A 24,427-nucleotide genomic window follows, 5' to 3' on the forward strand; every position below is an offset into this window, starting at 1 on the left:
TTCAATTTCTAATAAATATATATTGGACATCTCAAAAAAGTATACATATCATACTCGTACAGAGATTTAATTAAGGTAAGAGCAATGAGTGAAAAAACAATGCCAGAAAATTTAAGAAGTAAAGTTGTTACTCAAGGTGTGCAGCGATCGCCAAATCGGGCTATGCTGCGAGCAGTTGGTTTCAAAGATGAAGATTTTAACAAAGCCATTGTTGGGATTGCTAATGGTTACAGCACCATCACTCCCTGTAATATGGGGATTAATCAACTGGCACAAAGGGCAGAAATAAGCGTTAAAGATGCCGGTGCAATGCCCCAAGTCTTCGGTACTATTACCATTAGTGATGGCATTTCCATGGGAACTGAAGGGATGAAATATTCCCTTGTATCGCGGGAAGTAATCGCTGATTCCATTGAAACTGCCTGTACAGGACAAAGTATGGATGGTGTCCTGGCTATTGGTGGTTGTGATAAAAATATGCCAGGGGCAATGTTAGCGATCGCACGCATGAACATCCCGGCTATCTTTGTTTATGGTGGCACAATCAAACCCGGACACTATAACGGCAAAGATTTAACCGTTGTTAGTTCCTTTGAAGCCGTTGGTCAATACAGCGCCGGTAAAATTGACGAAGCCGAACTTTTAGCCATTGAAAGCCGTGCTTGTCCTGGTGCAGGTTCCTGTGGAGGAATGTTTACAGCAAATACCATGTCTTCAGCCTTTGAAGCAATGGGGATGAGTTTACCTTATTCCTCCACCATGGCCGCAGAAGATGCCGAAAAAGCAGATAGCACTGAAAAATCTGCCTTTGTCTTAGTCGAAGCCATTCGTAAGCAGATATTACCCCGACAAATTATCACCCGCAAATCTATCGAAAACGCCATTTCGGTAATTATGGCCGTTGGTGGTTCTACCAATGCAGTTTTACATTTTTTAGCGATCGCACGCGCAGCCGGTGTAGAACTAAATTTGGACGACTTTGAAACTATTCGCGGACGTGTACCCGTTTTGTGTGATTTGAAACCTAGTGGTAAATATGTCGCCACAGACTTACACAAAGCTGGAGGTATTCCCCAAGTCATGAAAATGCTACTCGAACATAACTTACTACATGGTGACTGTCTAACTATTTCCGGGCAAACCGTAGCCGAAGTCTTAGCAGATATACCCGCAGAACCACGCGCTGATCAAGATGTAATTCGTCCTTGGAATAACCCCATGTATGCCCAAGGACATCTAGCCATTCTCAAAGGTAACTTAGCTACAGAAGGTGCAGTTGCTAAAATTACAGGAGTGAAAAAGCCCGTCATTACCGGGCCAGCTAGGGTATTTGAATCTGAAGAATCTTGCTTAGATGCGATTTTAGCTAATAAAATCAAAGCCGGTGACGTGATTATCATCCGTTACGAAGGCCCCAAAGGCGGCCCCGGAATGCGGGAAATGTTAGCTCCCACTTCTGCAATTATCGGTGCTGGTTTAGGTGATTCCGTAGGATTAATTACCGACGGACGCTTTTCTGGTGGTACTTACGGCATGGTAGTCGGACACGTCGCCCCAGAAGCAGCAGTAGGCGGAAATATCGGACTTGTAGAAGAAGGTGATAGCATCACCATAGATGCCAATACTCGACTATTGCAAGTAAATATATCAGACACAGAATTGGAAAGTCGTCGTGCCAATTGGAAACCCCGTCAACCTCTTTACACTAAAGGCGTTTTGGCGAAATATGCCAAACTCGTTTCTTCTAGTAGTGTTGGTGCTGTGACAGATTTGAATTTGTTCAACAACTAAACTAATAGACATCTCCGAAAACTACATATATGTTATCTGAAACGTTTGTAAAAACTTGACCTGGATAGGGATTTTCGGGTTTACAATCTTTGTCGGAGATGTCTAATAATAGGAAACATTAAATCATGTGGGTAACAGTAACAACTTATTCCTATTCCATGACTCCAGGTAACAAAAAAATTGGGTTCTCTGTTTAACAAGAGTTTCGTTCATTTATTACCAAAAAAGTATTCTCCACATTTTGTTACTAATCAAATTTGGATTTAAAAATCAGGAAATTATTTTTGCGATTCCTAGTTTAGTGGCAAAGGTTTATAAGCTACTAAATTTGATTTTAAATCTTTCTTTTGATAGTAGATTTATCTCAAAATTTAAACAAATAAGCCTCTATCAGATTTATGAATATTTGGATAGATACTAGAGGAAGATGACTAGAACAAGAAATGGATTTAAATTATTTTTGGTGTGTCGAATAACTGCTTTCTATAGAGGTTTAGCTATCCGCTAAACCTTTTTTTAATTTATAAAATCACTAATTAATTTTATCGGCGATGTTTTTAATACAACATTTATGTCTACTTCTATCCAGCAAATGTTAGCCCACTAAAATTTTTTATATTGAGCATTACTCCATCTTGATATCATTTTAGACGTAGATAATCTATAAATTATATAGGATTACTATTTGATTTTTGTTGGCGTAGCCTGCGCTTGCGCTTACAGGATTAAGTATTCTAGGGTGCGTTACGCTGTCGCTCTAGCGTAGCCACGCCCACAGGGCTATACACACCCTACGTATATTTTCAATAATCAAACCGGATTCCTATAGTAAAAAACATTCTATTTAGATTTAGTATGATAAATGATTAACAGGTTATCTAATATTTGTATACATCCTATAGATAGATGAATTGAAATTCAAGTAAGTTTAAATTATCTACATATGGTAAACACTTGGTATATATCTAGGCTTGGTTATTAACCAAGCCTTTTTTGTGCTTAGTTTAGGAAGTATGCAAGTGATACAATCAGTTTTAGTAAGACCTTTATCCCTTTTCTGTAACTTTTTAAGAGGGTTATTGCTAGAAGCCTCATTAAGAGAATATTTGAAAAGTGGTTGCTGATGTATTAAAAACTTTAGATCCTCCTAAATCCTTCTTAAAAAGCATGACTTTGACTCTAGTTCCACCCTTGTTAAGGAGGCTTGGGGTGATCACTGAGTGTCTGAAGTCACCACCTGAAACATTTCAAACACCTTCTAAGTAATCAACACACGCTATCAAAATCTAGGGCTTGTGTATACACCGCAGGGGGTTACTGTCACTTAGTTCCTAGTATTCTGTTCCTCCTTCCCAGTCTCTGACTAGGAATAACTTCCAGGAGGTTCTACCTCCCATCATATCTGCATTTCTAAAAATCTGAAAATGAGATCTTCGTGCTGCATTTCTACCCTAAACCCAAAAAACCAGAAATTAAAGGTAAAAGCTTACTACATTCCTCAACCAATTTTGCCGCAGTTGGTAAGTTACTAAGAACTCCTTTTAACATTGTAATTGCTGTATCTGCTAAATCTTGTTTTTCTTGAGGATTTTGTGCGGCTTCTGCTAAAGATTTGACTTGCTTGAGCGCCTTTTCTTTATCTTTTGGTGTCAAATCACTATCAGCTTCAATTGCTGTTTGTAGTTGTGTCAAAATTTCCTTAATTCCCGGTTTCTCTGGTTCGGGTGCAGATGGTAATTCGTTGATTGTGTTTGTTACTGTACCGCTAATTTCACCTAAATTTAAAGATTGTCCACTAGCATTAAAATCTCTACCGATATTACCAATTTCAACTTTACGACTGGAATCATTACTGTTAGTCATATTTTTATTCTCTACTTTGTTGTCAACTTGAACACTTATAGGTTTATTAGCTAATAAACTAGTAATTTCTTTCATATCAGCACTTTGTTGACGATAGATAACTATTTCATTATCTTTTGCTTGTAAAAGTGCTTTATATTTTTCTTCTACTGCTGCTAATGCAAATTGATAATTTTGGATAAAATCGCTGTGAATCTTTTCTTTATCAGCACCTTCCGGTGTATTCACCTTAACGACAACGACCCCATCACCTTTATTTTCAATACTCTGGATAGATAATTCAGTATCTTCATTTTGGTTTTGAACCCTGCTAAAAGCATTAACAAAAGCTTTCCAGTCAATACCATTTCGGAAAATTAAATCAACAGTATTTAAAACTTCTTCAAATAATTTGGTAAATTCTCCTGGTTGAAATTCTCCACTGCTCGGACGGCGTTCACGGTCATCAGTTCCCAGTTTGGGATTTTCTAAAAGATACACAAAGCGACAATCTACATTATCTAATTTAGTGGTACTTTCAATATTCCAAGCTTCCACGCAAGCACCTGTCATTTTAGCGTTGGTGAAATTAGTACCGACGGCTTGAGTAAGAGCCAGATTTGCCCATTCTAAATTAGCTTCTTGAAAAGTGGCTTCAATAATATCGGCATCTTTTAAATTAGCCTCTTTCAAATCTGCACCTATCAGGTTTGCGCCTCTGAGGTTAGCACCAGCATAAGATTTACCTCTACCATTGCAGCTAACGAGCAAATTAAGAACATCGCGGTTGTTTAGTATAGTATTACCTGGTCTAGCAAAATCAAGTTTTTTTGCTTCATAAAAACGAGTGCGCGTTAGATTTGCTGTTCTGAAATCTGTGTTTTTCAGAGTTGCACCAGTTAAATCAGCATCAGTTAAATCAGCACCACGAAAACTTGTCCCATTTGTAGCTGCAAATGCGATCGCAAATGAACGAATCCAAGTATCTTTCCCATCTCCAACAAAACTACGCCAGCCAATGTAAGCGCTAAAAAGCACGAACATTACGACTTCAGCTACACCTACTGCTTCAGCTACGGCTTGGGTTACGACTGCGGCAAAAGCTACGGTTACGGCGTAGGTTCTAGCTAAGGCTACGGCTCCGACCCCAGCTACGACTACAGCAAAAGCTACGACTCCAGCTACGGATCTGGCTTCCGCTACGGCAAAGGCTACGGTTACGGCAAAAGCTCCGGCAAAAACTCCAGTTAATGTGAAGGCTACAGCTACAGCACCGACTCCGGCTACAGCTACGGCTCTGGTGAAGACTCCAGCTATGGCAAAAGCGAAGGCGAAGGCTATGACATAGGCTACGGTTGCAGCGAAGATTCCGATTCCGGCTATTAAACCCTTACGAATAGTGACAATACAAAAGGCTGTCACCATAACTAAGACAACTGTTTGAGCAATAAAAATTTCCGAGTTTTTGGTATCAAAAATAAATGTTATCACTGTACCAATAATGATTGAGAAAAACCCTGATAATGCTGAAACTAGGAACGCAACTATTAGCAAACCAATTACCCAGCGTCTCTGTATTCCAGACGTAGCACCACTAAAGTCAGCACCTTTAAGAATTGCACCAGTAAAATTTGCCCCTCTAATATCAGCTTTGCTAAAGTTGGCTTCTGTCAGGTTTTGACCTTTAAAAGAGCGCCCTTGGAGATTTTGACCGGAGTAGTCTGGCGGCATAATCGCGTCAGCAAGAGTTTATCTATTAGATTTTATACATACTTGCTAGTATTTATTCCGGTTTTTGTCAAAATTCGCTTAAATTGATCTGTTTGCTGTTCTCAAACTGGCTAATTAACCTTTTAGCTTCTTTGTCGCCCCCTCAAATTTTTGAGATATGGGGATTTTTTAGATATTCATTTTATTATGTAAGTTAATAATTGTTGAGTAATTCTATTTAAACTCTCACATTTTCAGTTTGAAAATGGATGATTAAAGAAAGGTCTTCACAGGGAAAATTATCAATGTGGTAAACTTCTAACCAACCATCATTTTCACGCTTCGTAACCGCTAACATTACCCGTCTTGTTTCCTCGTCTGCTTCTTTCCATTTTCTTTGTGCGAGCAAGTCACATGGAATCCCTCTCCGAACCTCTCTTTTCTCTGTAAACAAGGAGGGGTTAAAACTCAGTTTTTTCTTCAGTAAAAAGTATAGTTTCTAACCGTTTAGGGTCTATAGAACCCATTTGATATCTTTTTGGCGATTGAGTAGAATCAACAGAAATTAGGAGCAAGAACAAGGAAGAGAATGAGTTATTCAAACGATTTAACAATTACGAATGATATTTTATGAATAAGTGGCTATCAATAGTCGGAATTGGCGAAGATGGTTTAGAGGGATTAAGCGTGATCGCTCTTTCTCTCCTTAACCAAGCTACAATTATCGTTGGTGGGGAACGTCATTTGGCTATGTTACCCCCAAACGACAACCGCAAAAAAATTCTCTGGAAATCTCCCTTTAGCACTTCTATCACAGAAATTATTCAACGGCGTGGTCAAGCAATTTGCGTGTTAGCTAGTGGCGACCCCATGTGTTACGGTGTGGGTGCAATTCTAACAAAGCATATTCCTATTTCTGAAATTACAATTATTCCTGCACCTTCGGCGTTTAGTCTCGCTTGTTCTCGGTTAGGATGGTCTTTAACGGAAGTAGAAACTTTGAGTTTATGCGGTCGTCCTGCGTCTCTGTTGCCATCTTATATCTATCCAGGTGCGAAATTATTGATTTTGAGTGCAGGGAAGGAAACACCGGGAATTGTTGCTGAACTATTGACAAATCGCGGTTATGGTGGTAGCAAGATTACCGTTTTGGAACGAATGGGCGGTATTCATGAACGCATTTTAGAAGGTATCGCCGCATCTTGGCAAGAAACAGAAATAGCGGATTTAAATACGATTGCGGTTGATTGTATCACAGATGTTGGGGTAATGCCTTTATCGAGATTTCCTGGTTTACCCGATAGCGCTTTTCATCATGATGGACAATTAACCAAACGGGAAGTTAGAGCAATTACTTTATCAACTTTAGCACCTTTACCGGGTGAGTTGCTTTGGGATGTGGGTGCGGGTTGTGGCTCAATTTCGATAGAATGGATGCGGAGTAATTCTCGATGTCGTGCGATCGCTCTTGAGCAAAACGAAACTAGAATAAATTATATAGCTGATAATGCCGCAGCTTTAGGTACACCCAATTTACAAATCATCACTGGGAAAGCACCGGAAATAATTCAAAACTTACCCACACCAGATGCGATTTTTGTTGGTGGTGGTGTCACCGCACCGGGACTTTTTGATATTTGTTGGAATGCGTTACGTCCCGGAGGGAGAATGGTTGCAAATGTTGTCACGTTAGAAGGTGAACAAACTCTATTTCAATGGTATGAAAAAGTGGGGGGAAATTTCACGCGTATTTCTATTCAACGTGCAGAAGCAATTGGTAAATTTTTAGGTTGGAAAGGAATGTCTCAAGTTACGCAATGGGTAGCAGTAAAATAATTCGTAATTCGTAATTCGTAATTCGTAATTCGTAATTCGTAATTGGAAAAATTTCTCCCTCCCCTGTTCCCTTTACTTAACCAATGGGATAATTACCAGGTTTCACTGCATGAATAAATTCACTACCTGAATGTGGTCTTCCGCGTTTATAAGCCGCTTCTTCTGGTTGACCCCAACCCATTTGTAAAATTAATTCTAAAAAGTTCGTGTTTTCCCATTTTAACAAACTTGCCCATTCTGTTCTTTGAGCAATTCTTTTTACATCTAATATGTTAATTTTTTCGTGTAGTTTGCCATTACTCACACTCAAATATAACTCCATTTGTGCTGTAACTACATCCCAAAATTCCAGAATAGAATTTTTTGCATTTCTCAATATTTCCAAATCATGATCTAATGCGATTAACTGCGCGTCAACTTCTGGATAATTCAGGGTTTTTCCCTTGATTGTCAAATCTTTCCAAACAATTCCAGAAACTTGATTTTCTCGTTGATATTCGTGAATAGAAGCTTTAAAATCTTGATAGGCCGTAAACTTTTGCAGCCCTTCAGTTGTGATAAACTGGTCTAGAACAGGATTGCCAGAGGCTGTTACCTCCAACTTAAGACGCTCTCCTTTCAGACAAGCTTGGCGTTCATTTGCTAAAATTTGGATGAGTTCCTGGGTAGTATAAACTTTTGACATCGGAACAAACCTAATTAGTAATGGGTAATGGGTAATTGGTAATGGGTAATTGGTGGTAAAAAATCATTAAATCCTGAAAATCCGTAAATCCTGAAAATCCGTGATAGTAATTGGTGAGGCTTGATTTAACTATTATCTCTTCACAGCAATAGAAATGCAGTATCAGGTAAAACTAAAAATCTCGAACTCAATTTGAGAAATTATGAATATAACAAATAAGTCCGCACCAGCGGACTTCTGGATAAATTAAGTGTAAGTATTGAGGATAGAGAATACAGGAGTCAGGAGAATAAAGGCTTTTGAGTCAACTTTGATGATTGTGAGAAAATATCACTTGTCCCTATTCCTGATTTCATAAGCATTCTAACTCCTGACTCCTGTACGGGTTTAGCACTGCGCTTTACTCCTGCTGACTCAATTAAGTATCGTGTACGGAAATTTTTACTGGCTTAACTCGCTGCTATATTCATTAAATGAACGTTGCTTGAACTCAATAGACTGGTCACGGGGTAACAAATCAAACACTTCTCGAAATTTGTCGTCTATCTCTTCAAAAGGTACTTGACCTTTTTTATTCATGATCACTTTACCCGACTGGTCAAAAAGGACAACTTGGGGTACAACTCCTGAATAGTAGTATCCTGGTTCTGTGGGTTCATAGTTTTCCTTGCTGGGGATAGTATCAACATTGATAGGGATAATCTCTGCACCCCGTCCGTAAAATGCTTGAGTTTGGGAAATATAGACGGCATACTGTTTGCAATCTTTGCTATCATCCACATAAAACGCCAGAATTGCGGGTTTATGTTGTGCTAAAGTTTGAGCTAGAGTTTGTCTGGGAGGAACTAGGGAACCATTACCAGCAAAAACTACGAAAATATTCCCTTCGTATCGATCATCTTTCATACCTGCCAAAGCTGGCTGCATACTGGTAATAAATACGCAAATCATCAGCAACAGGCATTTAAACACTAACCGTTTCCAGTTAGCAATTATTTTAATTTGTAAAAAAAGCCGCTTTATGCTATTCATCAACAAGAACCTTTAAGGTATTATTTTTTCTAAGTTTGTGCTGAATTCAGCTGACTAGGCTAGATATTACATACAGCACATTACAGGTAAATGAGGTACAAGGTTAAAATCAAAACATGGCTAACTCTACTCATGCTTTTATTCCTGACTTGTGACTCCTGACTCCTGAATTCTACTGTAATTACATCTACGCACCATTTTTTAAGATAACCTGTAATGGGTAATTGGTAATAGTTTTCTCCACGTCCTAGTCCCTATTCCCAATGATTCATAAATTTTGAATTGTTAATGTGTGGCTTTTTTTGCCAAGATTCGCTACACTTGCAAGATTAATTTTGTAATTAAAGACTATTAGTTAAAAACTGCTGTGGGAAAGAAAATACAACTTATAGATAGAGTCCGACTGGGTTTAGCAGTATCAATTGCTAAAAGTGTAACATTTTTAGTGCGCTCTCTGCGTCTCGGTGCTGCTAGTGTTTTACCAGGGTCTATTGCGCGACGCATTGAACCCCAAATTTTACAATTACTGAGTCAGCAAGTTAAAAACGGGATAATTCTGATTGCAGGAACTAATGGAAAAACGACAACAGCTTTGTTGTTGTGTACCATTTTAGAACACAAAGGTTACAAAATTGCCCATAATTCTACTGGTGCAAATCTAGAAAATGGTTTAGCAACGGCTTTGATAGACAACGCTAACTTATTAGGTTCTCTCAATGTAGACTATGCAATTTTGGAAGTTGATGAAAATATTGTTCCCAAGGTATTAAAACCTCTGCAACCACGAATTATTCTCTGTTTAAATTTGTTCCGTGATCAACTTGATAGATATGGGGAAGTTGACACCATTAGTAAAAAATGGACAAAGGTTATTTCTACTTTACCAGATGAAACAGTAGTTATTCCCAATGCAGATGATCCAACTTTATCATATTTAGGTCAACAGTTAAATCAAAAGGTGTTGTTCTTTGGTTTGAATGAACCAAAACATTATTTAGAAGCAATTCCTCATGCTGTTGATTCTATCTTTTGTCCGAAATGTGGGCATTCTCTAGATTATGAAGGTGTTTATCTATCTCATTTAGGAGATTTCACTTGTCCCAGTTGTGGTTTTACGAAGAGTAAACCAACTTTAGAAAGTGGTGAATGGTCACAGATTCTGGTAGGTTTGTACAATAAATATAATACTTTAGCCGCAGCAACAGCAGCACAAGAATTGGGAGTTGATGAAATAACAATTAGAGAAACCATTAGCACTTTTCAAGCTGCTTTTGGTCGTGCGGAAGATTTGGTAATTGACGGTAAAAAGGTGAGGATTTTGTTATCAAAAAATCCTGTGGGGACAAATGAAACTATTCGGGTTGTAACTGAAAGTACGGATAAAACTACTTTATTGATTTTGAATGACCGCACTCCTGATGGTACTGATGTATCCTGGATTTGGGATGTAGATACCGAAAAACTGGTAGAACGGGGTGGGACTTTGGTGGTGAGTGGCGATCGCGTGTATGATATGGCGTTAAGGTTGCGTTATAGCCAAAAATCTGCCCAGAGTAACCTGAATTTGATTGTAGAGGAAGATTTGCGAAAAGCCATAACCACAGCTTTGGAACATACACCAGCAAATGAAACCTTGCATATCCTCCCTACTTATTCAGCCATGTTAGAAGTGCGGGAAGTTCTCACTGGGAGACAAATTCTGTAAAGATTGTAGAGACGTTCCATGGAACTTCTCTACAGGAGTTTCAGATCACGCATATGGAACATTGTTAAGGTGCGTCAGACTGCATAAATATTATAAACAAACAGATTTTTGGTGTGACACGCAGCTTTAGTCTTAATGCCTTTTCTGGAACGTTTCTACATTATTTTTCGGATATGTTTAATGACTAACCCAAAAATAGCTTATATGCGGGATTTTGACTTTCATCCCAATAGCGATAACCCAAGGAATCAAGGAATATTTGCCATTCTGCCATTTCATGGGGTGGTACTTGCATTCCTACCACAATGCGTCCATAATCTGCACCATTGTTGCGATAGTGAAATAAACTGATATTCCAATTAGGGGACATAGAACCCACAAATTTCATTAATGCACCGGGACGTTCGAGAAATTCAAAACGGTATAATAATTCATTGTGGGCAAGGCTAGAATGTCCTCCTACCATGTGCCGTAAATGCAATTTTGTTAATTCGTCATCTGTTAAATCAATGGTTTTTAAGCCATGAATTTCAAATTTTTCGACTATTTTGGCAGCGTCAGCGCGATTTTGAATTTGCACACCGACAAAAATATGAGCTTCTTTATTGTCAGCAATACGATAGTTAAATTCAGTTAAATTTCTGTTACCAATACATTCACAAAACTGACGCAGACTTCCCGGTTTTTCAGGTATTGTCACCGCAAAAATGGCTTCTCGACGTTCCCCAAATTCGGCTCTTTCTGCCACAAAACGGAGGCGGTCAAAGTTCATGTTAGCACCGCAAGCAACGGCGATGAGGGTTTGATTTTGAATTTGTTCACGTTCTGCGTAGGCTTTGGCAGCTGCGATCGCTAATGCCCCCGCAGGTTCTAAAATAGAGCGTGTATCCTCAAACACATCTTTTATAGCCGCACAGGTAGCGTCTGTATCCACCAAAATGATTTCATCTACATATTGCTGACACAGCCGGAAGGTTTCTTCCCCCACTTCCCGCACCGCTACCCCATCAGCAAATAACCCCACCTGAGACAACCGCACCCGATGACCGGCTTTGAGAGATTGAGACATAGCATCAGCGTCTACAGGTTCGACACCGATAATTTTGATTTCTGGACGCAAACGTTTGACATAAGCCGCAATACCGGAAATTAAACCCCCCCCACCAATAGCCACAAAGATTGCATGGATAGGTTGTTGATATTGTCGCAGTATTTCCATGCCGATGGTTCCCTGTCCAGCGATGACATCAGGATCATCAAAAGGGTGTATAAATGTTAACCCTTTTTCCGCTTCCAATTGCCGGGCGTGGGCATAGGCATCATCATAGTTATTGCCATATAAAACCACCTCTCCCCCCCGCGCTTTTACTGCGTCTATCTTTACCTGGGGCGTAATCACAGGCATAACGATGATTGCTGTTGTTCCCAAGCGACTGGCAGCTAAGGCTACACCTTGGGCATGGTTGCCAGCAGAAGCCGCAATGACACCTTGTTTAAGTAAATCTGTGGGTAGGTTGACCATTTTGTTATATGCCCCCCGCAGCTTGAAGGAGAAGACTGATTGCATATCTTCCCTTTTCAGTAGCAGCTTGTTATTGATGCGGTTGGAGAGGTTGGGAGCATATTCCAGTGGTGTTTCCTGGGCTACATCATAGACGCGGGCGGTGAGGATTTGTACCAGGTAGTCGCAATACATATCAAGGGGTGCAATTGGGGTTGGATGTTAATCTTACCGCTTGTTGGGTAGTTGGGGTGTGGGTTTTTGGGATGGGGGCGATGCTTAGATGAAATTGCTTTGGTGAAAGGTCAAGGAAATTATTTAGCAGTATTAGTAGATTTAGATACTCGTAAACCAATTGAGTTGGTGAAGTCAAGAAGAATAGAAGAAATACGTGAAGTTATTGTCAAATGGGGATCTCAGGTGCTTGAACAAATAGTTGAAGTGGGTATTGATCTTTGGTCTCCTTATAAAAGTTTAGTAGAAGAATTAATGCCAAATACAAACATAACTGCTGATAGATTTCATGTAATTAAACAAGTAAATGATGAATTAGATGCTATGCGTAAATCTGAAAAGAGAGCCGCCATATCTTTAGATAATAAATCAGATAGAGACCGTATATAGCCTTTCCCACTCTAGTAAGATTAAGATACAAAATTACCCCTCCCCAACCCTCCCCTTGGTAAGGTGAAGGTGCGCGACAGCGCGGGTGGGGTGTATTTCATGAGCTTGGGAATTGCTATATTAGCAGGATTAAATAAAAGCAAAAATAGCTTAATAAAAAATGAAAATTCTTTAAATAAACAACAAAAAGAAAGATTAAATAATGTTCAAAAAGTTTTCCCTATTCTGGCAAAAATGCACGCCCTAAAAGAAGAATTTTGAGACATATTTGAATCCACTAAGTCTTAGAGCGAAAGCATAATGAATTTATTAGATTGGATGCACGATGGACTTTCTTATTTTCCCAAAAGTATAGGAACAATGATTAGGTGGTTTGGTGAAGTTTTGCTAATTCCTTCTAGAGGATGTGCGATCGCGCAAACGCTGACTTGTAAGTTCGCTTCTGTACCCGCAGAAATCTTTACCTATAGTATAACGTTTAAGAGCAATTTAAGCTAATATATAAGTATCTGAATAATTTACTAATATTAAAATATGTCGTCACTAAACCCTCCTCTGAGTAAAGAAGATTTTATTAACTCTGAATGGAAAGAAGTAATTGATAACAGCGAGAGAAAACTGTGCAACATCTATTATGATAACTTCCGTAGAAAAACACAAGAAATAAAAGAGGCAGACAATCATAGACAATATGCAGTTTTTGAGATTCTCCAGCGTGTAACTGTTGCTCCAATTCAATCAGATTTAGATAGTGAATCTTCAATATTTTTAGCAAGATTTCCTGATGAAATAATAGAATTTATTAATCAAATTGTAGATGAAGTTTCAGATCCAGAACTTCAATCTCAAATTGCAGAAATTCTCTGGATTAAAAATAAAAAGCATAACTATCGAATGGGACAGTTAGCAGTTGAATGTTATTTAGAATCTGCCAAGCAACTAGAAGATCCTCAAAAATGGAGTCACTGTGTCGATAGGATTGAAAGATCGCTTACATTAGCACTCAAAATTAATTACAAGCCAGAAATTGTTGTTGAATATATAGATGAGGTTTTAAATCGTTACCAAGGAAAAGATCCGTTATGGCTATCTGTAAAGCTCCATGAACTTTTACAAGAAGAAAAAACAGTACATTTTCTGCGGAAAAAACAAATTTTAGATACTCATAAATATGCTGATTTAGCCGATAAAGGTGCAATTTTTGCAGAATCTAGCAAAGAATGGGATAAAGCACGAAACTATTGGGAAATTAAAGCTGAATGGCATCGCATTGAAAAGGATAAAGCAGAGGTATATGCAGCGCGAATACTTGTTGCTGAAACTTACATAAAGGAATCACAAGATTCTTTAACTAAACATCCAACTCCTTACTCAAAAGCATCCCATGATTTACAAAAAGCTTTTGAAGCATTTGAAAGATTAAAAAGCCAAGGTACAGAAGAGGAAAGAACTGCAATAAATAGTAAAATGGATGAAGTTCATAAACTTCTTTCTCAGTATCAAGAACAATCTTTACATGAATTAATAACTGTTTCTTCTCAGCATAACATTAGTAATGAAATAGAACTAGCTAGAACGTATGTGAAAGGTAAAAATTTTCAAGATGCATTATTATCTTTGGCTATTTTGGGTATTCCTCAGAAAGTTTCAGACATTCGCAAGATTGCAGAAAAAAATGCTTGGTTGTCTCAGTTTGCGCCAGTAGTGAATAAAAATGAGATGGGAAAGACGGTAGCACGTCAACCTATTGAGCCAGATAAAGCAGAAGAGGCAATTCTTTTTGATATGTATAGGATAGCAGTTGATGGTCATAGGTGTCATGCTCAAGCATTTATTGAACCAGCTAGATATCAAATTAATTTGGAACATAGCATACAAATAAGAGATTTATTTCCTATTGTTTCACATAGCCCTTTTGTACCATCAGGAAGAGAATATTTATTTGCAAAAGGGCTTTATGCTGGATTAATAGGAGATTTTTTTACATCTACACACATTTTAATTCCTCAAATAGAAAATTCAGTGCGTTATTTACTTCGCAAACAGGGAGCAATACCATCAGAAATGAAGACTAAAAAAGGAATTGAAGACGAACGTGATTTGAATACTACTCTGTTTCCTAGAAACTACCCACAAATAAATTCAATTTTTGACGCAGATACTCTCTTTGATATTCAAGGTTTGTTAATTGAGCGTTCTGGTTCAAATTTAAGAAACCGGATGGCTCATGGTTTAATTAATGATAATGAATTTGCTCAAAATCCTATTATGTCTTACTTATGGTGGGTAACATTGCGTTTCTGCTGTTTGCCAATTTTGAACCAAAAACAAGCAGAAGAGTTTAATCCTCTTGTTCAGTTTGATGGTATTTTCAAAGATGACCCACTTTTTGATGAATTCGTAGAAGATATGGCTGCAAACCGCTGTGAATTAGATACAGAAATAGCTGCTTATGAAGCTTCTTTAGATGAGAACCAAACAGCGTGAGTAGATATATTCTTGATACTAATATTGTGACTCTTTCTCAATATGGAAATCCTAATATTTCACAACGTGCCAAAATTGTTGGAATTACCAATATATTTATTACAACTGTGACACTTGAAGAACAATTAAAAGGTAGATTAGCAGCTATTAGTAGATGTGCTACTAAACCAGAATTGTTATCAAGAGCTTACCAAAATTTATTAACAACTCAACGTTATTTTTGTCAGATGAATTTATTGGAATTTAATGAGGCAGCTTGTGAATGTTTTAAAAAACTACGCCAGCAAAAAATTAATACAGGTACACAAGATTTAAGAATTGCCGCAATAGCTTTAGTTAATGATGCAATTGTGGTAACTCAAAATTACAAAGATTTTATCAAAGTTCCTAATTTAAAACTTGAAGATTGGACTATAAATCTATAGTTTTTGATGTGTGGGACTACGAGATCGCACTGTAATTTAATATTAAATTAAATTTAAAGCCTGTTGGATAATTAATTCTTGATCTACCATGTTTCTTAAGGTTAATCCATCGTAAATTCCACCAAAGGCTTCTAAGGCCGCATTATCTAAAGCTCGATTATAAGCTTCTAATAAAATTTCCTCTATTTCTTTTTTGTTCATGTAATATCCTCCAGCTTTTCGGCGTTTGTTGATCCGATCAATTGCGTCAGTAGCATTGCGAATAGAAACATCCCAAGAAGGAGTTGTCCTTTTTTCTGCCTGTTGTTTAATTAAATGAACTAAAAGCACTACACAATAACTATAAATTTTATTAATTTTATCTTCTTTGCTCATTTCTTCCAATTCATCAATTAAAGATAGAGCCGCTTCTAGGTTGCCAGAAACTACTAATTCCCTGAGTTCTAGTAATTCTTCCATGATTTGCTCTTTCCTTGAAGTTTGCTATTTCTAGCATAGCTCTCAAACCTTTAATCTCTTTCTTAACATTAAGAATACTGAACCATTGATATTTTTCAATACTTTCTAATTGGTGCTACTAAAACTATTAACTATAGACAACGGCAAGGGTACGGCATACCGCACCCCTGCTCAAATTGTCATTAGTTAGTGGACTTTAACAGCTTACGCTTCATCCAAAGCTGCAATACCAGGTAAAATCTTACCTTCTAGCAACTCCAAACTAGCACCACCACCGGTAGAAATGTGGCTCATTTGATCAGCCAAACCTACCTTTTCAACTGCTGCTACAGAGTCACCACCACCGATAATGGTTGTTGTGCCGGTTTTGCCAATTTCTGCTAGAGTATGTGCGATCGCTTCCGTACCCGCAGCAAACTTATCAAACTCAAACACACCCATAGGCCCGTTCCAAATCACAGTCTTACAATCAGCCAAAGCTGCTTGGAAAACCTTGATAGAATCAGGACCAATATCTAAACCCATGCCATCAGCAGGAATATTTTCAATGCTGACAGTAGTAGCATTAGCATCAGGAGCAAACTTATCTGCTGATACAATATCTGTAGGCAGCAACAAAGCCACACCGCGTTCTTTCGCCTTAGCTTCCAAAGCCTTCGCCAATTCCAGCTTGTCTTCTTCTACCAAAGACTTACCAACACTCAAACCACGGGCTTTATAGAAGGTGAAAATCATCCCACCGCCGATGATCAACTTATCGCACTTTTCCAACAGAGTTTCAATTACGCCAATTTTGCTAGAAACCTTAGAACCGCCGATAATAGCCGCCAAAGGGCGCTTAGGTTCTTCAATTGCACTTTGCAGATATTGCAATTCCTTCTCAACCAAATAACCAGCCACAGAAGGACTGAGGAACTTAGTTACACCTTCAGTGGAAGCATGGGCGCGGTGAGCAGTACCAAATGCGTCATTTACATAAAAATCAGCGTTTGCTGCCAATTTCTTCGCAAATTCAGGTTCGTTCTTTTCTTCTTCTTTGTAAAAGCGGACATTTTCCAATAACAGCACTTGGCCATTTTGCAACGCCGCAACCTTAGCTGCCACATCATCACCAATGCAGTCATCAGTTTTGACAACTTCTTGTCCCAACAACTCAGAAAGGCGTTTAGCAACAGGTGTTAAACGTAATTTGTCATCTACACCCTTGGGACGGCCGAAATGACTTGCTAGAATGACCTTAGCACCCTTTTTGGTCAAATCCTGGATAGTTGGCAGCGCAGCCCGAATCCGAGTATCATCGGTAATGCTGCCTTGATCATCCACAGGCACGTTAAAATCAACCCGTACTAAAGCGCGTTTTCCAGAAACATCCGCCGCAGATAAACTTGCTAAACTTTTTTTCGACACAGCCAAACTCTCCTGATTGCCTTTTTGTTATTGTTTTGGAATATAACTATCAAGATTTTACCGGAGTGAGGGGTGCTGAGGTGATCTATGTTTAAAACAGTTCTGTTTCCAATTGATCAAAGTCGCGCTGCACGGGAAGCTGCCGAAGTAGTTACCAACGTTGTGCAGAAATATGGCAGTCGCTTGATACTGCTCTCTGTGGTGGAAGAACCAGCCGCAGATGCGCCCAGTAGCGACCCCATGATGTCTCCAGAGGCCGTTGCTAAACTTCTGGAAAATGCCCAAGCTTTATTTTCCCAGCAGGGTATTACAGCCGAAGTCATGGAAAGACAGGGTAAACCAGCCTTTACTATCTGTGATGTGGCTGATGAAATTGAGGCCAATTTAATTATTATGGGCTGTCGAGGTTTAGGCTTAACTGATGAGGGTGCAACTGATAGCGTTACCAGTCGCGTTATTAATCTTTCCCCTTGTCCAGTTTTGATTGTTCCTTAAAAACCTTTAGGGTGCGTTAATCAAATAACGCACCGTCTGAAATTATCGCTGATAAAAATACTGGTTGAAAATACCAATCCTTATCCCTCAACACTCTAAAGTTTTTGAGGGATAAATTTTTTCTCGTTCCCATACAGAGTATGGGAATGGCTTCTAGAAGGCTATGCCTTCCTTTTGAAAGTAGAGTCAGAGCCTCTATGATAGCATTCCCAGCCGGAGACTGGGAACGAGATAAAGGCGCAATTAAACCAAGAATACCTCCTAGGGAGGTTTACAGAGAAGCTGTTTTATATTTAGTCTGAACTACGTATTTAATTTTCAGGGATGTTTAATTTTTTATGGTACAAATTACTGGTTCTCAGTTTTCACCGGAACAGTACAAAGTCGGTTCAGAAAAGACAACTGTAGAAGCGATTATACAAGCAACGACATCAGATACAGAAATTGATCTAGAGTTTCTTTACACCAGAGATATTGAATTCCGACAGGAAACGATTTACTTTCTCGTAGTTGATCGCTTTCATGACGGTGATCCAGATAATAGTGAAGGTGCTAACTCAGAACTATACGATCGCACTGGAAAAGATTGGGGTAAGTATTGGGGTGGCGACTTACAAGGTGTAATTGATAAATTAGACTATTTGCAAAAAATGGGAGTAACTACTCTTTGGTTAACTCCCCTATTTGAACAGGTAGAAGATTTATTTATTAGCAATGCGGCAATGCATGGCTATTGGACTAAAGACTTTAAGCGAATAAATCTGCGCTACATTGCTGAAGGAGAAGATCCTTCCTTAAATAATACCCAAGAAGAAAGAAATACGACATTTGACCGCTTAATTGCCGAACTGCATCACCGCAAAATGAAGTTGGTGTTGGATATTGTCTGCAACCATAGCAGCCCTGATACTAATGGTAGTAAGGGTGAATTGTATGATGATGGAGTCAAAATTGCTGACTTCAACAATGATATCAATAATTGGTATCACCACTATGGGGAAGTGCAGAATTGGGAAGATGAATGGCAGGTGCAGAACTGTGAATTAGCGGGTTTAGCTACATTCAATGAAAATAATAGTGAATATCGTCAATACATCAAGTCAGCGATTAAACAATGGCTAGATAGGGGTGTGGATGCACTGCGGGTAGATACTGTCAAGCATATGCCGATTTGGTTTTGGCAAGAATTTACCGGCGATATGATGAATCACAAGCCAGATGTGTTCATTTTTGGGGAATGGATTTATAACCATCCTAGTGACGATCGCTCGGTAGAATTTGCTAACCTTTCAGGAATGACTATTTTGGATTTTGGCCTGTGTACGGCGATTCGGGCAGCACTAGGACAAGGTTCTGAAGATGGATTCCAAGCAATTCAAGATATTTTTGATCAAGACCATGCTTACAACGGGGCGACTGAGTTAGTTACCTTTATTGATAACCATGATATGTCCCGGTTTCAATCGCTGAATCCTGATCCAGCGATGTTGAAAGTGGCGATCGCTCTCATTATGACTTCTCGCGGTATTCCCTGCATCTATTACGGCACAGAACAATATCTGCACAACGATACAGATGGCGGTAACGATCCCTACAATCGCCCAATGATGGATAAATGGGATAACGATACAGAAATTTATCGCCATATTAGACTGCTATCTGGTTTGCGACGACTAAATCCCGCTGTCGCAATGGGTAGCCAATGGACAAAACACCTCACACCCGACGTTTACTGCTACATACGCCGTTATCGTGATTCTCTGTGTTTTGTCGCACTCAACCGGGGAGGAGAAGTCACTCTCCCAGAAGTTGAAACCGAACTACCCGACGGTGAACATACCTGTGTAGTGACTCGCAATAAGTATGAAGTTAAAGATGGCAAAATTTATAATTTGCAACTGGAAGAACGGGGAGTAATTGTTTTCAGCCGTGTTGGAGAACGCATTAAAGGAGAAACAATTGTTCGGGTACAACTCAATGGCGTAAATACCCAACCAGGAGAAACCATTGTTGTGACTGGGGACTGTCCAGAGTTGGGTAACTGGGATATTGCGAAGGCATATCCTCTAGAGTATATCAACGCTAATACTTGGTTTGCGGAGATTCCTTTTGATGAGAGTGCGGGTAATTTAATCAGTTACAAGTATGCCATGTGGCGGGAAGGGCGATCGCCTCTGCGGGAAAATCTCGTCAATCGTCGTTGGGTAATTGCCAAAGAAGGCACTGTTAAATGGCGTGATACTTGGGCTTCGGGTAGGGAATCTTAATTCAGAAATTTTGTAGAGACTAAGCATGATAAGTCTCTACATTCTTTTTTACCGAAGTAAATAACTGGTGCGGTATCCAGAAACAAGCTCCTCACACCCTGTAAAATGTTTGTAATATTCACTCCTTTTTCCCCAATTGCTTTTCTGCAATTTCTAAATCAGGAAACTCCCCACGTCTCATGCGAGTGACATATTCCTGAGCATCCATACCACCTAGTAGATTGGGTGCTATTCCCTCAAATTCCGTCAAGTCACGGCTTGGTTTACGTTTGATTTCACAATGTTGCAGTCTTTGAGTTAGGTAAGCAATAAGACTCAATTGTTCATCAGGTGTGAGTTTGTTAGCAAGTTGTTGAATTTCGTTTAATTCTTTGGACATTTTTGTTACTTGTTATTTATTTAATTTTAGTTGCTCTCGCTTTTCAATTTCGGCGATGGGTAATAATAACGTATCTTCAATTTCTTTTCGCACTTCTGACGATACTTTACAATTGCTATTTATGCAATCTATTAGCAATTTGTTTGCATTATAATACTGATGGAGTAGTTGCCATTTTTCATCAGATAGAAAAGATAAATCATGTCTAATATTGCGATATTTGATTATGATATTTCTAAGTTTATGTGCTAAATTAAGACCTTCTTTATTACCCCAATCAATAAATACATCTCTGCTTTCCCATAAAGAAATTGGTAGCATTTTTTTAATTGGTAGTAAATTTTTAATTTGCTCTAACTCTTTTAAAAATTCATCTTCTAGGTTGTAAATTTTTATTGTTTCATATATTTGAATAAATGAGTTATTTGTACGATAGTAGTCATCATCATTCAAATAAGGTGGATTTGGAGATAGACAATAACCATTATACAATAATGAAGAAAGCTCATAATCTATCATACAATCAGGAGCATCTTGGAAATTTATTTCAATGTTAAATATATTATTGCTTATCATTTTTGAATCTATATCAATTTCTATTAAATCATTACGATTTATTGAAAAATAAAAAGCTCTAATTTTTGCAGGATGATAGGTAGTACTGACAGATTTTGATTTTTCATAAACACGACCGAGAAAATCCTGAATTTCTTTATCCTTACCTAGTGTATAGTCAATTTCTTTTTTAATCATTTTCAGAAGTTTTTCTGAATCAGGAGACATTTCAGCAGTAAGCAAAAATACTTCACGCCAGCGTTGTGGTTCATTGATGTGAATGGTCAGTTTTTCCAAAGTCTCTGGACAAAAGTTATCAACAAAATATTTAGCACTGAAATACTCTTGAAACGTTAAATGAGAAAATGAGAAAATTGCTCTTGCTCTTTCTACTAATAACCCATGTTGGGATGCAATAGCCTGCAATATAGCTTTACTATCACGTTGTATTCTTGCACGATCAGTTTGGGTATTTGGTAAATTACTTATATATTCACCAATATATTGCTCGACTAAACTTTGTTCAAAAAAATACTGTTCTTTCTCAAAAGTTTTTACCGCTAGGTATGTTAATAGTTCTATCTTACGCTCTAAAAACAAATTGCAATCAACTTCATCTCGTTCAACTCCTCTTGACTCATCCCATTTTTTAAGTAGAATTTCTATACCTTGTTCATAGAGTTTTGCTGGTTTTGATGGAAATTCACCTTTGTCTTGGAAAACAAAACAAGCTAGATGCAATAAAATTGGTGTAACTGCTAGTTTCCGAATTTTATAATTTTCTGGTAAATTCAGTTTCTCAATAAAAGTTTTACTTGTATTCGTACCAGGTTCTAGTTTGTTATTAGCAACTGAGTTAAACCACTTACTAACGAAAGTATTGATTTGCTCATTGTTAAAATCTGCTATTTCAATGTCAGTAAATTTTTCTGCTGTAAATCTGTACTTTTGTACAGCAATACGACAGGTAAGAATAAATTTATTTTTAAAATATTTTTCAATGAATCGGCGCGTCTGTTGAATAACAACAGCATCATCTTTTTCTGAAACTTCATCTAATCCATCCAGTAAAATTAAAGCTTTACCCTGAATTAGTATTCTTTCTAGAATAAATTTATCATCAATTCCACAACTAATAAATTCTTTGCTGATATAGTTGAATAACTGAAATTCACTATTATCTTTTTTTGTATCTTCAGCAAAGTTTTTTAGTCTAATGAAAATAGGTATTTGGTTTTTTAGTAACTCACCATTATCACATTTAATTGCTAACCATTGCAGAAATGTAGTTTTTCCTGCGCCTGGTTTTCCTAGCACCATCAACTTAGAATAACGCGATACAGCATCTAAACCTGGTAGTCTTTCCTTACGCTTACCTTGTCCTGGTCTGTCAAAATCATGTAATTCTGGCTTAAAGCCTCTTAGCAAATCAGGAATTTCTCTCCATTGCTGGCTAGTTATATATTCTAAGATGTAAACATCAGTATAAATATCTGCTAAATCAACTGGTTGAGCAATATCCAGCATTCGCATAGTACCGCACTGGTCTTGAATTTTGTCGTGGCGTTGCTGTCGTACCCATTGCACCAATTTATCAATTTCGTCGATATCCTGCTTCTTCTCTTCGGGTGCAGCTTCAGCTTCTTTAGGTAAATCAGCAACCTCTCGCCAATTCAGCTTTAACTTTTTGCAAATCTTGTGAAAGTATTCTCGACTAACTGGCTTACTTGCAAAAAAATTCTGAACGACTGTGCGGGAGATTTGTAATTCTGCGGCTAAAGCAACTTTCGACTCAAAATTTAGCAACCCCTGTTCAGCTTGCTTGAGTCCTTGTGGAGATAATTTGAGAGTTGCCGCTTTACGTCCCGCCATATCAGAGTTACACCTTTATCTCTAGTCTATTAACTTGGTCAAAAGTTGTACAGAAGTTGACATAAATTGTACAGCCTTTAACCATTATCTGGTCTAGGTTGTAGCCATTGATTTGTCATGATGAAAGCGTTGTTATCAAGAGATATTTTTATGGACACCATCTCAATGATTATTCTCAGTGCTTTCATTAGTTCTCTAATCACTTGGTTAGTGGAAAACTCTGCTGATGCTGCCTCACAATGGCTGCATGATAAATGGAAAAAACATAAATGCGAAGATTGCAACCCCCCAAAACTCAAGCAATATAAATAAACGCCTGGGTAGTGGTAAATATGTAGTGAAATCTTATATTTTCTAACTCAAATTATTCATTTGTAGCCGTTGCAATTTGAATTACATTTAACCAACTAATTGAAACTCCTCTAAAGTATAAAGTTTCTAAATATATGATTTAGCGAGAACGTGTTAAGTGTTATATGTAGTATAGTATCAGTGTTTTTAAATTCAACTATTTCAGTATTGATGTCAATCTCCAGACCTACTTGCCCCAATTGTGGTTCTCAACACATTGTCAAAAATGGGAAGATTCATAATCAAAAACCAAAATACCAGTGTCAAAACTGCAAAAGACAGTTTATAGAAAATCCCACTAATAAAGTTATTAGCAAAGATACTATAGAACTGATTGATAGACTTTTACTTGAGAAAATACCTCTCGCAGGTATTGCTCGTGCTGCTCGTGTTTCAGAGACTTGGTTGCAAAAATATGTGAATAATAAATATGCCCAGATTCCGACTCAGGTAAATGTTTCAGCCAAACCAAGAGGTAAATTGACTATTGAGTGTGATGAGGCTTGGTCATTTGTAGGTCATAAGGGTAATAAGCAATGGATTTGGTTAGCTTTGGATAAAAAAACTAGAGAAATAGTTGGAGTTTACATAGGCGACCGCAGTGAAGATGGCGCTAGGGGATTATGGAATTCTCTACCACCAGTTTATCGTCAATGTGCTGTTTGCTATACAGATTTTTGGGCAGCTTACGCACAAGTTATTCCTAGCAAACGTCATCAGGCAGTAGGGAAAGAAAGTGGCAAGACTAACCATATTGAACGCTTTAATAATACAATGCGTCAAAGAATTTCTCGTTTGGTTAGAAAGACTTTATCCTTCTCTAAAAAGTTAGATAATCATATTGGTGCTATCTGGTATTTTATTCATCATTATAATTCTTGTTGTAGCGCCTAATTTTATTATCACTACATATTTACCACTACCAACGCCTGTTGTCACAAGCCTAGAATTTTACCTCTAGGCGCTAATCTCTCCTCTTTTCTTCTTTCTTCGTGTCCTTTGCT

Annotated in this window: 18 protein-coding genes and 1 pseudogene; 10 read left to right on the top strand and 9 right to left on the bottom strand. The window is 38.1% G+C overall.

The annotated features are described in order from the left end of the window. Positions 1-99: 99 nt before the first annotated feature. Positions 100-1,791, top strand: coding sequence for a dihydroxy-acid dehydratase (gene ilvD / locus ACOWPH_RS20320; protein ID WP_042466213.1), 1,692 nt, complete (start codon positions 100-102; stop codon positions 1,789-1,791). Positions 1,792-3,237: 1,446 nt separating this feature from the next. On the opposite strand, the gene ACOWPH_RS20325 is transcribed toward ilvD, so the two are convergent. Both ACOWPH_RS20325 and ACOWPH_RS20330 read right to left on the bottom strand, forming a co-directional pair. Continuing rightward, a complete protein-coding gene (locus ACOWPH_RS20325; protein ID WP_015217199.1) occupies positions 3,238-5,364 on the bottom strand; it encodes a pentapeptide repeat-containing protein in 2,127 nt (708 codons plus the stop codon). Between the two features lie 217 nt (positions 5,365-5,581). Then, on the bottom strand, positions 5,582-5,752 hold the full coding sequence (locus ACOWPH_RS20330; RefSeq protein WP_342342678.1) for a GUN4 domain-containing protein: 171 nt from the start codon (positions 5,750-5,752) through the stop codon (positions 5,582-5,584). A 221-nt stretch (positions 5,753-5,973) separates the two neighbouring features. Here ACOWPH_RS20330 and ACOWPH_RS20335 point away from each other — a divergent pair, with 221 nt between their 5' ends. Beyond that, entirely contained in the window at positions 5,974-7,179 is a 1,206-nt protein-coding gene (locus ACOWPH_RS20335; protein ID WP_015217200.1) for a bifunctional cobalt-precorrin-7 (C(5))-methyltransferase/cobalt-precorrin-6B (C(15))-methyltransferase, read from the top strand. Positions 7,180-7,255: 76 nt separating this feature from the next. Here ACOWPH_RS20335 and ACOWPH_RS20340 read toward each other — a convergent pair whose 3' ends face one another. Both ACOWPH_RS20340 and ACOWPH_RS20345 read right to left on the bottom strand, forming a co-directional pair. Further along, on the bottom strand, positions 7,256-7,864 hold the full coding sequence (locus ACOWPH_RS20340; RefSeq protein ID WP_015217201.1) for a hypothetical protein: 609 nt from the start codon (positions 7,862-7,864) through the stop codon (positions 7,256-7,258). Positions 7,865-8,305: 441 nt separating this feature from the next. Beyond that, positions 8,306-8,896, bottom strand: coding sequence for a thylakoid membrane photosystem I accumulation factor (locus tag ACOWPH_RS20345; protein ID WP_015217202.1), 591 nt, complete (start codon positions 8,894-8,896; stop codon positions 8,306-8,308). A 367-nt stretch (positions 8,897-9,263) separates the two neighbouring features. On the opposite strand from ACOWPH_RS20345, the gene ACOWPH_RS20350 reads away from it, so the two are divergent. After that, positions 9,264-10,601, top strand: a complete 1,338-nt coding sequence (locus tag ACOWPH_RS20350) for a Mur ligase family protein (RefSeq protein WP_015217203.1) — start codon at positions 9,264-9,266, stop codon at positions 10,599-10,601. A gap of 184 nt (positions 10,602-10,785) precedes the next feature. Here ACOWPH_RS20350 and ilvA read toward each other — a convergent pair whose 3' ends face one another. After that, a complete protein-coding gene (gene ilvA / locus ACOWPH_RS20355) occupies positions 10,786-12,297 on the bottom strand; it encodes a threonine ammonia-lyase, biosynthetic (RefSeq protein ID WP_015217204.1) in 1,512 nt (503 codons plus the stop codon). Positions 12,298-12,381: 84 nt separating this feature from the next. On the opposite strand from ilvA, the pseudogene ACOWPH_RS20360 reads away from it, so the two are divergent. The 3 genes and pseudogenes from ACOWPH_RS20360 to ACOWPH_RS20370 all read left to right on the top strand — a co-directional run. Beyond that, positions 12,382-13,113: pseudogene (locus ACOWPH_RS20360) on the top strand (ISL3 family transposase); the annotation flags it as partial. A 147-nt stretch (positions 13,114-13,260) separates the two neighbouring features. Beyond that, entirely contained in the window at positions 13,261-15,213 is a 1,953-nt protein-coding gene (locus ACOWPH_RS20365; protein ID WP_015217205.1) for a DUF4209 domain-containing protein, read from the top strand. A gap of 26 nt (positions 15,214-15,239) precedes the next feature. Beyond that, entirely contained in the window at positions 15,240-15,638 is a 399-nt protein-coding gene (locus ACOWPH_RS20370; protein ID WP_250855300.1) for a type II toxin-antitoxin system VapC family toxin, read from the top strand. 42 nt (positions 15,639-15,680) lie between these two features. On the opposite strand, the gene ACOWPH_RS20375 is transcribed toward ACOWPH_RS20370, so the two are convergent. After that, positions 15,681-16,097, bottom strand: coding sequence for a DUF29 family protein (locus ACOWPH_RS20375; protein ID WP_015217207.1), 417 nt, complete (start codon positions 16,095-16,097; stop codon positions 15,681-15,683). A gap of 204 nt (positions 16,098-16,301) precedes the next feature. Continuing rightward, complete coding sequence (locus ACOWPH_RS20380) at positions 16,302-17,504, bottom strand: phosphoglycerate kinase (protein WP_015217208.1); 1,203 nt, start codon at positions 17,502-17,504, stop codon at positions 16,302-16,304. Positions 17,505-17,591: 87 nt separating this feature from the next. Between ACOWPH_RS20380 and ACOWPH_RS20385 the strand changes: the two genes are divergently transcribed. Next, entirely contained in the window at positions 17,592-17,999 is a 408-nt protein-coding gene (locus ACOWPH_RS20385) for a universal stress protein (RefSeq protein WP_015217209.1), read from the top strand. Positions 18,000-18,337: 338 nt separating this feature from the next. After that, positions 18,338-20,266, top strand: coding sequence for an alpha-amylase family glycosyl hydrolase (locus tag ACOWPH_RS20390; protein WP_015217211.1), 1,929 nt, complete (start codon positions 18,338-18,340; stop codon positions 20,264-20,266). Positions 20,267-20,384: 118 nt separating this feature from the next. Here ACOWPH_RS20390 and ACOWPH_RS20395 read toward each other — a convergent pair whose 3' ends face one another. Both ACOWPH_RS20395 and ACOWPH_RS20400 read right to left on the bottom strand, forming a co-directional pair. Continuing rightward, the gene (locus tag ACOWPH_RS20395; RefSeq protein ID WP_015217212.1) at positions 20,385-20,645 is read right to left on the bottom strand and encodes a hypothetical protein; all 261 of its coding nucleotides are present in this window, start codon (positions 20,643-20,645) and stop codon (positions 20,385-20,387) included. A 12-nt stretch (positions 20,646-20,657) separates the two neighbouring features. After that, the gene (locus tag ACOWPH_RS20400) at positions 20,658-23,072 is read right to left on the bottom strand and encodes an NACHT domain-containing protein (protein ID WP_015217213.1); all 2,415 of its coding nucleotides are present in this window, start codon (positions 23,070-23,072) and stop codon (positions 20,658-20,660) included. A 150-nt stretch (positions 23,073-23,222) separates the two neighbouring features. Here ACOWPH_RS20400 and ACOWPH_RS20405 point away from each other — a divergent pair, with 150 nt between their 5' ends. Both ACOWPH_RS20405 and ACOWPH_RS20410 read left to right on the top strand, forming a co-directional pair. Beyond that, positions 23,223-23,384: a synaptotagmin gene (locus ACOWPH_RS20405; protein WP_242043113.1), complete on the top strand. Its 162-nt coding sequence runs from the start codon at positions 23,223-23,225 to the stop codon at positions 23,382-23,384. Between the two features lie 210 nt (positions 23,385-23,594). Next, positions 23,595-24,317, top strand: coding sequence for an IS1 family transposase (locus ACOWPH_RS20410; RefSeq protein ID WP_015213505.1), 723 nt, complete (start codon positions 23,595-23,597; stop codon positions 24,315-24,317). Positions 24,318-24,427: the final 110 nt, after the last annotated feature.

Source organism: Anabaena sp. PCC 7938 (assembly GCF_049315035.1).
Classification (GTDB): domain Bacteria; phylum Cyanobacteriota; class Cyanobacteriia; order Cyanobacteriales; family Nostocaceae; genus Anabaena; species Anabaena cylindrica.

What these genes read in the sequence shown, in the direction of transcription:
- ilvD (WP_042466213.1), top strand. Translation starts at nt 100, where the DNA reads ATGCCAGAAAATTTAAGAAGTAAAGTTGTTACTCAAGGTGTGCAGCGA.
- ACOWPH_RS20325 (WP_015217199.1), bottom strand. Translation starts at nt 5,364, where the DNA reads ATGCCGCCAGACTACTCCGGTCAAAATCTCCAAGGGCGCTCTTTTAAA.
- ACOWPH_RS20335 (WP_015217200.1), top strand. Translation starts at nt 5,974, where the DNA reads ATGAATAAGTGGCTATCAATAGTCGGAATTGGCGAAGATGGTTTAGAG.
- ACOWPH_RS20340 (WP_015217201.1), bottom strand. Translation starts at nt 7,864, where the DNA reads ATGTCAAAAGTTTATACTACCCAGGAACTCATCCAAATTTTAGCAAAT.
- ACOWPH_RS20345 (WP_015217202.1), bottom strand. Translation starts at nt 8,896, where the DNA reads ATGAATAGCATAAAGCGGCTTTTTTTACAAATTAAAATAATTGCTAAC.
- ilvA (WP_015217204.1), bottom strand. Translation starts at nt 12,297, where the DNA reads ATGTATTGCGACTACCTGGTACAAATCCTCACCGCCCGCGTCTATGAT.
- ACOWPH_RS20365 (WP_015217205.1), top strand. Translation starts at nt 13,261, where the DNA reads ATGTCGTCACTAAACCCTCCTCTGAGTAAAGAAGATTTTATTAACTCT.
- ACOWPH_RS20375 (WP_015217207.1), bottom strand. Translation starts at nt 16,097, where the DNA reads ATGGAAGAATTACTAGAACTCAGGGAATTAGTAGTTTCTGGCAACCTA.
- ACOWPH_RS20385 (WP_015217209.1), top strand. Translation starts at nt 17,592, where the DNA reads ATGTTTAAAACAGTTCTGTTTCCAATTGATCAAAGTCGCGCTGCACGG.
- ACOWPH_RS20390 (WP_015217211.1), top strand. Translation starts at nt 18,338, where the DNA reads ATGGTACAAATTACTGGTTCTCAGTTTTCACCGGAACAGTACAAAGTC.
- ACOWPH_RS20395 (WP_015217212.1), bottom strand. Translation starts at nt 20,645, where the DNA reads ATGTCCAAAGAATTAAACGAAATTCAACAACTTGCTAACAAACTCACA.
- ACOWPH_RS20400 (WP_015217213.1), bottom strand. Translation starts at nt 23,072, where the DNA reads ATGGCGGGACGTAAAGCGGCAACTCTCAAATTATCTCCACAAGGACTC.
- ACOWPH_RS20405 (WP_242043113.1), top strand. Translation starts at nt 23,223, where the DNA reads ATGGACACCATCTCAATGATTATTCTCAGTGCTTTCATTAGTTCTCTA.
- ACOWPH_RS20410 (WP_015213505.1), top strand. Translation starts at nt 23,595, where the DNA reads ATGTCAATCTCCAGACCTACTTGCCCCAATTGTGGTTCTCAACACATT.